Annotated in this window: 9 protein-coding genes; 4 read left to right on the top strand and 5 right to left on the bottom strand. The window is 65.4% G+C overall.

All coding sequences use genetic code 11. From position 1 onward, the window contains the following. Window positions 1-7: 7 nt before the first annotated feature. From ACTSLZ_RS00130 to ACTSLZ_RS00120, 3 genes are all read right to left on the bottom strand, one after another. A complete protein-coding gene (locus tag ACTSLZ_RS00130) occupies window positions 8-982 on the bottom strand; it encodes an alpha/beta hydrolase (RefSeq protein WP_443095301.1) in 975 nt (324 codons plus the stop codon). Between the two features lie 76 nt (window positions 983-1,058). After that, window positions 1,059-1,997 carry an NAD-dependent epimerase/dehydratase family protein gene (locus ACTSLZ_RS00125; protein WP_443095300.1) on the bottom strand — a complete coding sequence of 313 codons (939 nt, stop codon included), beginning with the start codon at window positions 1,995-1,997 and terminating at the stop codon, window positions 1,059-1,061. 54 nt (window positions 1,998-2,051) lie between these two features. Beyond that, window positions 2,052-2,654, bottom strand: coding sequence for a TetR/AcrR family transcriptional regulator (locus ACTSLZ_RS00120; RefSeq protein ID WP_443095299.1), 603 nt, complete (start codon window positions 2,652-2,654; stop codon window positions 2,052-2,054). Between the two features lie 100 nt (window positions 2,655-2,754). On the opposite strand from ACTSLZ_RS00120, the gene ACTSLZ_RS00115 reads away from it, so the two are divergent. The 3 genes from ACTSLZ_RS00115 to ACTSLZ_RS00105 all read left to right on the top strand — a co-directional run bounded on the left by ACTSLZ_RS00115 (window position 2,755) and on the right by ACTSLZ_RS00105 (window position 5,614). Next, window positions 2,755-3,450, top strand: a complete 696-nt coding sequence (locus ACTSLZ_RS00115) for a type 1 glutamine amidotransferase domain-containing protein (RefSeq protein ID WP_443095298.1) — start codon at window positions 2,755-2,757, stop codon at window positions 3,448-3,450. 195 nt (window positions 3,451-3,645) lie between these two features. Next, window positions 3,646-5,049, top strand: a complete 1,404-nt coding sequence (locus ACTSLZ_RS00110; protein ID WP_443095297.1) for an amino acid permease — start codon at window positions 3,646-3,648, stop codon at window positions 5,047-5,049. A gap of 112 nt (window positions 5,050-5,161) precedes the next feature. Then, entirely contained in the window at window positions 5,162-5,614 is a 453-nt protein-coding gene (locus ACTSLZ_RS00105; RefSeq protein WP_129316211.1) for an acyl-CoA thioesterase, read from the top strand. A 323-nt stretch (window positions 5,615-5,937) separates the two neighbouring features. On the opposite strand, the gene ACTSLZ_RS00100 is transcribed toward ACTSLZ_RS00105, so the two are convergent. Beyond that, window positions 5,938-8,121, bottom strand: a complete 2,184-nt coding sequence (locus ACTSLZ_RS00100; RefSeq protein ID WP_443095296.1) for a glucose PTS transporter subunit IIA — start codon at window positions 8,119-8,121, stop codon at window positions 5,938-5,940. Window positions 8,122-8,589: 468 nt separating this feature from the next. Continuing rightward, complete coding sequence (locus ACTSLZ_RS00095) at window positions 8,590-11,067, bottom strand: HAD-IC family P-type ATPase (protein WP_443095295.1); 2,478 nt, start codon at window positions 11,065-11,067, stop codon at window positions 8,590-8,592. 215 nt (window positions 11,068-11,282) lie between these two features. Between ACTSLZ_RS00095 and ACTSLZ_RS00090 the strand changes: the two genes are divergently transcribed. Next, the gene (locus ACTSLZ_RS00090; RefSeq protein WP_443095294.1) at window positions 11,283-12,470 is read left to right on the top strand and encodes a hypothetical protein; all 1,188 of its coding nucleotides are present in this window, start codon (window positions 11,283-11,285) and stop codon (window positions 12,468-12,470) included. Window positions 12,471-12,517 lie beyond the last annotated feature (47 nt).

The following is a 12,517-nucleotide window of genomic DNA, read 5'->3' as shown; positions in this document are numbered from 1 at the left end:
GCCGGGATCATGCCGTGCCCAGCGCCTTGCGCAGCGCATCGACGGCGAGGTGGCGGGCGACGTTCGCTCCCTTCGTGTTCCGGAGACTGTCCAGCAGCAGGAAGTCATGGACCATGGCCGCGATGCGGACACTGGTCACCTCCACGCCGTTGTCGCGCAGCTTGTTGGCGTATTTTTCGCCTTCGTCGCGCAGGACGTCGGCCTCGTCCGTGATGACGAGCGTCGGCGGAAGGCCCTTGAGGTCGTCGTCGGGCGTCCGGAGCGGGGAAGCATACTTCTCGCGCCGCTGTTCCGGGTCGGTGGTGTACTGGTCCCAGAACCACTTCATGCCGTCCCGGGTCAGGTAGTAGCCGTCCGCGAACTGTTCGTAGGAGGGCGTGGTGAAGTCGGCGTCGGCCACCGGATACAGGAGAACCTGGCCCGCGATGTCCAGCCCGCCGCGGTCCTTGTTCATTTGGGTGAAGACGGCGCCCATGCAACCGCCCACGGACTCGCCGGTCACCGCGATGCGGCTGGTGTCGAGGCCGTATTCGTGCCCGTGCTCGGCCACCCACTGGCCCACCGCGTAGTTCTGTTCGACCTGCGTGGGGTATCCCTTCTCGGGAGCGCGGTCGTAGACGGGGAACACTCCGGCGGCGTTGGCCCCCACCACCAATTCCCGGAACAGGCGGTCGTGAGTCTTCTCATCCCCGAAGACCCAACCGGCGCCGTGAATGTAGAAGACCACGGGAAGCTCGCCCCGCGTGTCCTTGGGTCTGATGATGCGGGTCGGCACGGTGCCCCACTGGCCGGCGTCGACCTCGACCCATTCCTCGTCGACGTCGGGGCGTTCAACTCCTTCTCCGCTCTGGAGGTCGCGAAGGATCTCGCGGCCCTGTTCCGGCGGGACTTCGTAGATTCTGGGATGGGGATCGGTCGCTTCGCACAGCTCCACGGCCTCAGGTTCGAGAACTGGGTCGATGGGATCCGGGATGGTGCTCATGACTCTCCTTTCCTGGCTCTCCGCGAGGTGGTGTGAGAGCCCGAATTTTCAATATGGCAACGGGATGTTGTCACCGTCAACCCCTGTCCTGAACTTCCTCCTGCACCAGGTGGCGGACCCCTTTCCGGTAAGAGGTCACCTCGAAGTCGGGGAATCGTTCGGCGAATTTCGAGGTCACGAAGAGGTTGTCGTCGCGGTACCTGGGAAGGAGCTCCTGGGTCTCGGCCATCGCCGCGGAGAAGCGACGACCCACCGCGAAGGCCCAGCGGGGCAGGACCGCGAATGCGGCGCGCCGCCCGGTCGATTCCGCGGCGATCCGAATGAGCTCACGATAGGTGAGGCGGTTCTGGTCGATCGGGAGGTGCCAGGTCTGCCCGTAGGCATCCGGGGTATTCCCGAGCAGGGCCAGCGCACGGCTCGCATCCGGTGTCCAGATCAGGGAACGGTGGGTCGAGGAGCTGACCGGCACCAAGGGGAGTTTCCCCGTTCGAATACGGTCGAAGACCAGGGAATTCGTCAGGCTCTTGGTCTTTCCCGGGCCGTAGAATTCCGGAGCTCGCCCGATGAGGGCGGTCACGGTTCCGGCATCCATTTCGCGAAGAAGCATGGTTGCCAGCTCGGCTCGCACGCGACCTTTCCGTCCGTTCGGGCGAAAGGGGATGGACTCCGTCTGGGGCGTCGGGGTCCCGGGGTACATGTACGTGTTGTCGAAGAAGACCAAACGCGCGCCGTGACGCTTCACGGCCTCGATCGTGTTCCGCATCATCGTCGGAAATTTTTGCTCCCACAGCGCGGAGTCCATGGGCAACCCGACCGTCAGGTACACGACGTCGCTGCCTTCGACCGCGCGGTCGGTCGCCTCTGGGTCGGTCAGATCGGCCCGGAACAGCTCATCGGTCGGGTTGACCTTGTCAGGATGCCGGCTCACCAGCCGGATGTCCTGGGTGAAGTGTTGATGAAGCTGCCTGGCGAGTTCTTCTGCGATGGGGCCGCCTGCCCCGAGAATGGTCTGCATGGTGTTCTCTCCTGTGGTTGTGGTCGTTTCAGGTGGAATGAGGTGAAGTGGGGCTCAGGGGGTCACTGGCGTGTCGGGGGACGCTTCTGCCCCAAGGACCGCGGCAAAGCTTTCTCGAACGCGGGACTCGAGCCCGCGCTGGGAAACTTCGCCGTACTTGCCCGCGAGGTGCAGTGAGACCAAGCCATGCGCGAGTGCCCAACCCGCGTTCGCCAGAGCGTGGGAGTCTCGGTCGGGATATCCGGCGTGCGCGACCCGCTCGAGCACATCGAAGACCGATGCGGAGGCGTGGAGGCGTTCGTCGTCCTCACCGCAGGGTTGGGCGAACATCAGGCCGTAGAGGGCCGGGCAGTCGACGGCGCGCCTGACGTAGACGACCGCCAACTCCTCCAGCGGCGTTGCGGACTCGCCGGATTCGGCGACGACGCTTTCGAGTCGCTCCCGGAGATCGCGGAACCCCTCGGCGGCCATGGCCGCTTCGAGGTGCATCTTGTCCCTGAAATGTCGGTACGGGGCCGTCTGGGACACGCCGACACGGCGCGCGACGGCACGGAGAGAGAAGGGGGTGCCTTCTTCCAGGATCTCGATACCGGAATCGATCAGGGTGCGGCGCAGATCGCCGTGGTGATGTTTTTTCGTGGTTTCGGCTGTTGACATCGGGTCACCTCGGCCTAAAGTTTACAACGTAAACTTACGTCGGCCAAGGATGGGACGAGACACCTGGCCCCATCGGGTCGTCTCGAGAAAGGGGCCATTCATGAAGCGAATACTGTTCGTCGTGACCGCCGCGTCGACATGGACGCTCAAGGACGGAACGGAGCATCCCACGGGATACTGGGCCGAAGAGCTGGCCGAACCGCATAGGATCTTCTCCGAAGCCGGGTGGGAGACCGTGATCGCGACACCGGGCGGCGTCGCCCCGACCCTGGACGAGTTGAGCCTCGGCGTGGCCGGTGGACTGCCTCGACGCCGCCGTGACATGCGTTCGTATCTCGAGGGAATCCAGGGGAGCCTGGACCACCCCCTGGCTCTGGTCGATGTGAACGAGGCCGACTTCGACCTGGTCTTTTACCCGGGCGGTCACGGCCCGATGGAGGATCTGGCCTTCGACGCCGATTCCGGAGCGCTGCTCGAGCGACGGCTCGGGGCGGGACGCCCGTTGGCTCTCCTCTGCCACGCCCCCGCTGCCGTGCTTGCCGCGCGGAGGGCCGACGGGACCAATGCATTCGCGGGTCGACGCATGACGGGCCTCTCCAACGTCGAGGAGCGTCTGAATACCTTCGGGTGGAAGGCTGCCTGGTACTTGCAGGACGCGCTCGAAGAGTCCGGCATTCTCTACGAGAAAGGCAAGCTGCCTCTTCGACCCTTCGTGGTCACTGATGGGAATCTGTACACCGGGCAGAACCCGCAATCCGCTCGCGCGCTCGCGGACAGGGTGTTGGAGGACCTCTAGACAGAGACGCTCACGGGGGCGAGGGGCAGCGGGCCGGTGAGCCGCCTCGTCGGCACAACCACCTGGGCCGGTCGGCAGGGCCGTGTTGCACGCGTGGGCGCGGCGCTGAACCGTTCGTGTGGCGTGACCGCGTGAATTCGCGAGATAATGGCTGAACAGTTGCTCGCATCACGGAGGAAGGGCCTCGGCCGCTCTATGGACAAGACTACGAAGGACGGAGCTCTCGCGCGCTCGTTGTCCCACGAACAAATGACGATGATCGCCCTCGGCTCGGCGTTGGGCACGGGCCTCTTCCTGGGGTCGGGTGCGGCCATCGGCGTCGCCGGCCCCGCGGTGATCATTTGCTACGCGATCGGTTCGTTGATCGCGGCCATCATCGCTTGTGCCGCAGGGGAGATGGCGGTCAAATATCCGGTCCGGGGTGGCTTCGGCACGATGGCCGGTCGTTTTCTCGGGCCCTTCGCGGGCTTCATCACCCGGTGGGCCTATTGGGCGACCACGGTGTGCGTGGCCGGCGCCGAACTCGTGGCCGTGGCGACGTACCTCAAATTCTGGTGGCCCGAACTGCCGCTCTGGGTCGGGATCCTGGTGTTCGCGCTCGTCATCGTCTTCCTGAATGCGTACAGCGTGACGTCCTTCGGATTGGTCGAATTCTTCCTTTCCGGCATCAAGGTCATTGCGGTCATCGCCTTCATCGTCATCGGTTTGATCATTGTCTTCTTCGGGTTGCCGAGTCACCCTGCCGAGGGGACGCGTCACCTGACCGAGAACGGTTTCATCCCCAACGGACCGAGCTCGATCTGGCTCGGAATGGCCGTGGTCATGTTCTCGTTCGGCGGCATCGAATTGATCTCCATCTCGGCCGCGGAGGCGAAAGACCCCGTACGGTCGGTCCGCAGCGCGGGGAAGGCAACGATCTGGAGACTCGCGACGTTCTACGTGCTGGCGCTCTTCGTGGTCATGGCGCTCATGCCCTGGTCCGCGGCCGCCGGCACCGGGGACTTGTCCTCGAGCCCATTCGTCATGGTGTTCTCGGAGGTCGGGATCCCGGCGGCCGCCGCCGTCATCAATTTCATCGTTCTCATCGCCGCGCTGTCGGCGGCCAACGCCAATGTCTACGCCGGGACGCGGCTGATCCATTCGCTGTCCTACCAGGGCATGGCACCCCGTGCTCTCCAGCGGACGACGAAGCTCGGCAGCCCGGCACGGTCGCTCGCGATGTCCTGCGTCGGGATCCTGGTGGTGATCGTGCTGGCCCTCGTCACCGAGAACGTCTTCCTGATCATGATGTCCGTGATCACCACGTTCATCCTGGTGGTGTGGATGCTGATTCTCGGCTCCTACATCAGCTACCGACGGAAGAACGGTGCCTCCTCCGAGTTCCGGCTGCTGGGCGGGACGCCGACGGCGGTACTCGGAATCCTCGGGCTGGTCGCGATCTTTGTTGCCGTGCTCTCGAGTCCGGACATGAGGCTCCCGGGCTTCGTGGCCTTGTGCTTCTACGCGTTCCTGACGGCCGTCTATTACTTGTTCGTCCGCCGGTTCGTCGGCAGTGACATGGACGCATTCGACGAAGCCGAGGTCGCGACGAGCGTCTAGCGGTACCGGCCAGGGCTCTCGCGCGGGCGGGGTGCCCGGAGGGGAGACGACGCCGCCCGGAGCCCCGAACGGGGCGCGGCGTCGTCGCCCGGGATATCGATAGGCTAGTGATATGAGTTCGCGAATTCTGACTGTGGAAGTGCCTCTTCGCTGGGGCGACATGGACGCCTATCGTCACATCAACAACGTCGAGATGGCCCGGATCATGGAGGAAGCCCGCGTGGCCGCGTTCGGTCCCCCTCCCGCGGCACCCGGCGCCGAGCTCACGGATGCCCCGATCCCGCTGTTCACCCAGTTGCCCAGCGGCACCCAAGCGCTGGTCGCGGAGAATCACATCAAGTACCGCGCCCCGCTGTCCTACAGTCGGCAGCCCGCCAAGGTCGAGGTCTGGGTCGAGAAGATCACCGCCGCGAGCCTGACCATCGAATACCGCATCTACGATCCCCAGAGCGGCGTGCGGTGCGTGGACGCCTCCACCGTGCTGGCATTCTTCAACGAGCCCACGAGCCGGATCGTGCGCATCTCGCCCGAGCAGCGGCAACTCCTCGAAGAGACCGCCTCCTGAGGGCATGAAACGCGTCGTCGGGTCGACGCGGTGCGCCTCCGCCGGCCGAGGTGGCAGTTTCGTGCGCCTCCGCCCGCGAGGTGGCAATTTTGGGACGGATTTCGCCCGATTTTGTCCCAAAATTGCCACCTCGGCGGCGGAGGCGCACGGCGTTGCCACCTCGCGGGCGGCGAAGGCGCGCTGGGTCCGCGTGCGGAGGGCGTTGCCCGATTGCGTGGCATCTACCCCTCTTTCGAGGGGGTCCAACCCCCACATAGGAGAGGCAGGCGCCACTGAATCGGGTCAACGCCTCCGAATTGCACAGCGGCTCACCGTCGTAGGGGTCAGGACCTGGTGACCCGGATGATCGGCGTACCCAGCCCCGCCCGGCCGTCAGGCAGGCCGACGACGTCGGCGAATTTGGGGGTGTTCGTGACCACGACCGGCGTGATCAGCGGGCACCCGGCCTCCGTGATGACGTCCGGGTCGAAGGTCAGGAGCTTCTGGCCCGCTTCGACACGATCGCCCTTGGCAACCTCCGGCGTGAACCCTCGTCCGTCCAGTGCAACGGTGTCGATGCCGACGTGGATCAACAGATCGACCCCCGAGTCCAGCCGGAGACCGAGAGCGTGGCCCGAGGCGGGCGCCGCAATGATCGTTCCGGCCTCGGGTGCGACCACGGTATGTGCCGACGGCGTGATGGCCACGCCCTGGCCCAGCTTCCCGCCCGCGAAGATCGGGTCGGGCACCTCCGACAGGGCCACGACGTCGCCCTCGAGCGGAGCACCGACGGTCGCGGCGTCGTCGTCCTGGGGCGAGTCCGACCCTCTGGCCGCCGCTTCCGATCCCCGGCCTTCCGCCCAGGGTTCAGTGGCGACGCCCTCGCCGGTCGCTTTCGTTGCCGCGGCCGGGCCGGAAGAAACGGCGGCCGGAGTCGGCCTCGGGGCTTCCGGTTTGTCCTTGGTCGCACGGACCCTCTCCCCGGTGGGGACTTCGTCGGTCGCGACGCTCTGCTTGGCCAAGTCGGCTTCCCGCTGCTCGCGGGAACGGAACCCGAAGACCAGGACGCCGCCCAGACCGCCGAAGAACGCGATGGCCAGGCCGATGGCGAAGAGCGGAATCGGCTGCATGGCCGGGATCGAGAGCAAGGACGTGAAAGCGAAGGCGTAGGAGCGCACGCCGAGCCACGAGATCAGGCCGCCCGCGATCATCGCGGGCACCAGGATCAGCGGAAAGACGCGCTTGTACCGGAGCACGACGCCGTAGAGCGAAGGTTCCGAGATCCCGCCGAGGAGCCCCGAAACCGCGGCGCCCGTGGCGACCTGTCGAAGTTCCTTGTCGCGTGCCGCACGAATGGCCACGCCCGTGACGACCCCGAACACCGCGAAGTTGTAGGCGGCCATGGGGGACTGGATGAAGTCGTACCCGAGCGTCGAGAGGTTCGAAATCATCACGGCGTTGAGGGGCCAGTGCAGACCGAGCGGAACCATGAACAGGTACGACCCGGCGACGACGACCCCCACGATCGCCGGATTGATGTCATTGAGCCACTGGAACACGTTCGAAATGCCCAACCCGAGATTGACGCCGATCGGACCGATGATCAGCGCGGTGAGGGGAACCATGATCAGGATCGAGATCATGGGAACGAAGACCATGTGCAGCATGCTCGGAATGATTTTCTTCAGCAATCGTTCCAGCGGCGCCAGGACCGCGACGGCGAACAGGGGCGGGAAGACCTGGCCCGTGTAATTGAAGAGGTAGAGGGGAACGCCCCAGTCGCCGATGTGGAACAGCGTGATATGTCCGGCGTCGCCCGCCATCGTGGACAGGCCGCGGAACGCATCCGTCATGAGGGCCGCCGGGATCGCGGCCCCGACCCACATGTTGGCACCCAGCCGCTTCGCGGCCGTCGCCCCGATGAAGACCGGCATGAAATTCAGGACCGACATCGCTGCGCCGAGGATGATGAACCAGAACGGGAACTGTGAACGCCACGTGTTCATGAGGGCCTCATTGGCGGCGTCGTCGCCCACCTTGGGGCCATTGACCAGGTCCACGGTCACGTTCTGCCCCGCGAAATTGGTGTAGTGGCCGAACACGCCCAGCTGCTGGAGCAGCACGATCAGCGTCAGGATCATCGAGGAGCCCAGGAGAGCCCACAGGACCGGGCGGAACGAGTCCGAAAGGACATCGAACATGCGGGTGATGATTCCGGCCTTCTTCTCGCCCGAACCCTCCGTGTTCTTCGACCCGCTCGACGACGAGCCGGACTCCCGGTCCATGCCGGGAAGCCTGGTCATCTCGGTGTAGACCTCCGAGACCTCGTTTCCGATGACGACCTGGGTCTGGCCTGCCTGCTCGATGACCGAGAGGACGCCGTCGGTCTTCTCGATCTGAGACTTGTCGACCTTGGTTCTGTCGCCGATGGTGACCCTGAGGCGGGTCGCGCAGTGGGTGAAATAGTCGACGTTGTCGGCGCCGCCCAGCCCGTCCAGAACGGATTTCGCCGTCTTCTTGTAGTCCACGGATGACTCCTTGATGCATCGATCGACAGGGGCTGCCGATCGTCTTGAGACACAAAAAAGACCCGAGCCGCACGCCACCACCATGACCGCGCCGTCGCGTACGACGGGGTCACGAGGCACAGTCCCAACAGTGAATGTTCGGGTCAGTCCTCATGGTGAAGACACCGGGACGGTGCCCGGTGATGCGACTCAGGTCTTGCCTGTTGTTCCAGTAACAACCCTGAGGTCTCGACGTTGTGCGCCGAGCCGAGAAAGACACTACCGGCTGGTCATAACCTGCGCAAGGATGTATTGCATGGGAAATGTCGGCAGGTCATGACCTGCGGGACCAGTCATGGTCTGCGGGACCGGCCATGACCTGCAGTGTCTGGGCCGCTGCTGCCCGGTGTCTCCACAACCGCGAAGTGGCAATCTTGTGCAGATTCGGGCCCGAATCGTGCACAAGACTGCCACCTCGGGCGGGGGGGGTCAGACCTCGCCGGAGGCGACGCCCGCCCGGAAGGCCTCCGACTGGTGTCTGCGCATCCAGGACCGGTGCACCCAGTAGTTGCCCTCGATAAGCGCGCTGCCCGCCACGGCGGTGATCAAAGAAGCCCAGAGGAGGTTCGCCTCCGGGACCTGGAACTCGTGGTACATCAGGGACCACGGGATGACCAGCACGAGAATCAGGGCGGCATACATCGCCAGGAGCAATCCGCCCCGCGCAAGGCTCAACGGCCGGGATCCCACGCACAGGATCCACAGGCCGACCAGGACCAGGACGATGAAGTTCGCCGTCTGGATCTGCTGCTGCACCTGGAGGCCGCTGGGATCCAGGTGCTCGGCGTAGAAATTCACCGCGACGATGCACAGGGTCACGACGACGGCGCTCGGCAACGCAAAGTGCAACGCCCTGCGCAGGAACCCACCGACGTACCGGCGGTTGTTGGGGAGCATGGTCAGGACGAAGGACGGGCCACCGATGATCAGCAGGTCGGCCGTGGAATACTGCCTCGGCAGGAACGGGAACGTCCATGCGAGGAGCCCCAGGACCACGCCCATCATCACGGCGAAGCTCGTTTTCGTCAGGAACAGGTTGGTGACCCGCTCGATGTTCGCAATGATTTTCCGGCCCTCAGCGAGGACCGACGGCAGCCGCGAGAATTTCCCGTCCAAGAGCACCAGGCGGGAGACGGCTTTCGTCGCCGGTGCCGCGTTGCCCATGGCGATCCCGAGATCGGCGTGCTTGAGAGCCAGGGCGTCGTTGATGCCGTCACCGGTCATGGCGACGACCCGGCCGCGCTCCTGGAGCCCTGAGACCATATTCTTCTTCTGGTACGGGGAGACCCTGCCGAAAACGTTGTGGGTCAGTGCCGCGTCGACGAGTTCCGGGCCGTCGTCGGGCAGCCGGGACGCATCCACGGCACCGTTCTCGGCGTCCATGCCGGCGAGGCGGGCAGCGGCGGCCACCGTTGCGGGGCTGTCGCCGGAGAAGACTTTGAGGTCGATTCCCTGGTCCGTGAAGTAGCGCAGGGTTTCTTCGGCATCGCCGCGCACGTGCTCGCGGAACGTCAGGAGTGCCACCGGGGCCCAGGCGTCGGGCAGCTTCTGGATGGGGCGGGCGTCGTCGTCCCGGGCCAAGGCATCGGCCTTGGCGAGGACCATGGTTCGGAACCCTTCGGAGGCCAGAGCGCTCGCCCGGTCGAGATTGTCGGGGTCCTGGAGGAGCACCTCGGGAGCCCCCAGGACCCAGGCGCCGGTGCCAGGGAATTCGACGCCCGAGAACCTGTTGGCCGATGAGAATCCGAGCACGCCGCTCGGTTGCTCCTGGGGGCGCCTCCGGAAATCGTGGGCCAGGGCAGCGGCGGTTGGGTTCGCGTTCTCGTCGTGCCCGAACCAGGCCAGGGCCTCCTGGGCGTCGTCGTCGAGACCCTCGTGCGACCCCAGCCCGTGGGCTCGCGCGAACGTCACCCCGCCTTCCGTGAGGGTGCCCGTCTTGTCGAAGCACACGGTGTCCACCCTGGCGAGCACCTCTACCGCGGGTTGCTCCTGGATGAGGACCTCATCGCGTGCGAGTTTGACGGCCGCCACGGCGAAGGAAATCGTCGTCATGAGGGCCAGCCCCTGGGGGACCATCGACGCGACCGAGGAGACCGCGACGACGAGGGCGTCCTTCCAGTCCCCGCTCGAGAACGCTCGATGCCATCCTCCGACGGCCTGCATCTGGCCGTTGAGCACGACCAGGATGATCGGAACCAGCGCGATCGAGATCCACTTGACCACCCGTTCCGTCGCGGCCCTCAGTTCGGAACTGATCGGGGCAAACTGACGGGCTTCCTTGGCCAACCGGGATGCGTGGGACTTGTCACCGACGGCCGTCACGCGGACTCTGCCCGAGCCGCCGACCACGGAGGATGCGGAATACACCTTGTCGCCGGGTCTCTTGACCACGGGGTCGTTTTCACCGGTCAGCAGCGATTCGTCGAGGTCCAGCCCGTCGGCGGCCAGGACCTCGGCGTCGGCCGGAACCTGGTCGCCGCGAGAGAGGAGAAGGACGTCGTCGAGCACGATCTCCTCGAGCGGGATGGATGATGCGGCCCCGTCGCGAAGCACCCGGGCCGGGTCCCGGCGGAGCAGGGCAATTTTGTCCAGCTGCCGTTTGGCCGAGAATTCCTGGACGAACCCGATGATGATGTTGGCGAGGGCCGCGAGGGAGAAGAGGAGGTCGAGCCAGCGACCGAGGAGGATGATGACGACGGCGCATGCGCCCAGGACGAGGTTGAAGAGCGTGAACAAGTGGGTCCGGACGATGGCCCACGCGCTGCGGGAAGTCGTGTTCGGCTGGACGTTCGTCAGGCCGCGCTGGGTGCGTTCCCGGACGTCCTCGGCCGACAACCCTTTTCGGGCGAGGTCTGCATCATCGGCGCGCGCAAGCCGGGGCGGGGCGTCCTTGGTGCGACTTGGCATCGATCTCCTCGGGGGTTCGCGGCGTGCGGTATCCAGTTTACGGGCGTGTTCACCGAAGTCGGAGTAGACCAGCCTCTACTTCGGGTTTCCTGGTTCTGGTTGCCGAGATCGGGTGTTAGGGTCGGGCTACGCCTGTGAAAGCGATACAAATTACACTCACTGTGGGTCGCTCGACGTCCGAGGCCTTCCATCGCTCGCAACAGAACGGACAATCCATGGACACCATGTACGCGGCAGTCGTCCTCCTGGCCTGCATTGCACTGGGCGAGTTGGTCTCGTCCCTGACGCGCGCACGAATCCCGTCGCTCCTGGTGGCCATGCTCGCGATGGCGGCGCTGACCCAGACCGGTGTGTTCCCGGCGTCCATCGCCAAGGCCTCGATGTTCGTCGGCATGGCGACCATCATGCAGCCGGCCATCATGGTTCACATGGGCACGCTGCTGCCGATCGCTTCGTTGAAGAAGCAGTGGCGGCCCATCGTCATCTCGGTGGCCGGCATGGCCTGCGCGACTCTCCTGATCCTGCTGGTCGTGGGGCTGGTCTTCGGATACGGGACCGCTGTGGCCGGTACGGGACCGTTGGTCGGAGGGATCGTCTCGACCCTCCTGACCACCGAGGGCCTCACTTCGGCGGGTCTGACGACCTTGGCCACCATCCCGACGCTCGTGCTGATGCTGCAAGCTCTCCCGGCGATGCCCCTGACGGCTCTCTTCCTCAAGAGCCACGCGCGCCGCCTGATCGACAGCGGCGAGGTCCGGGTCGAACGAGACCCTGATACCGGGGCGATTCAGCTTTCTCCCGAAGCACAGGCGGAGGCGGATCGCAGAGTCCTGGTCAAACTGCCGGCGTCCATCCGAGACAACCAGCTGGTTCTTCTCTTCATGGTCGTCGCGGGCGGAGGGCTGGCCATGTATCTGCAAGGACTGACGGGGGTCTCCTACAGCATCTGGGGTCTGGCCCTTGGCATCGCGTGTGTCTGGACCGGGGTCCTTCCCCGTGCGTCTCTCGAGAAGGCCAGCGGCTTCTCTCTGGGCATGGTGGCCATCATCGTCGTGGTCGCGGTGCCGCTCATGGGCGCGTCCCTCTCGCAGATCGTGACCTCGCTGGGAGCGGTTGTGCTGATCCTGGGTGTCGGCATGGTGGGGATCCTGATCGGTGGTGCGGTCGCGACGAAGTTCCTGGGGCGGGACCTGCGCCTCGGCATGCCGGTGGCGTTGACCGCGATGTTCGGCTTCCCCGGGGACTACCTGATCACCACCGAAGTCGCCCGGACATCCTCGGACGACCCCGAAATGCGAAAGTCGGTCCAGGACAGGATCCTTCCGCCCATGCTGATCGGCGGATTCACCAGCGTCAGCGCCGGATCGATCGTGATCGCATCGATTCTGGTCAAGACGTTGTGACCCCACGGGAGGGCTTCTGACGGCGTCGTGAAACCGGGGCGGGCCCG

This window comes from Rothia koreensis, from assembly GCF_052232265.1.
GTDB lineage: Bacteria > Actinomycetota > Actinomycetes > Actinomycetales > Micrococcaceae > Rothia > Rothia koreensis.
The sequence above is the reverse complement of the archived record's forward strand: the minus strand, read 5'-3'. Positions and strand labels throughout refer to the sequence as shown.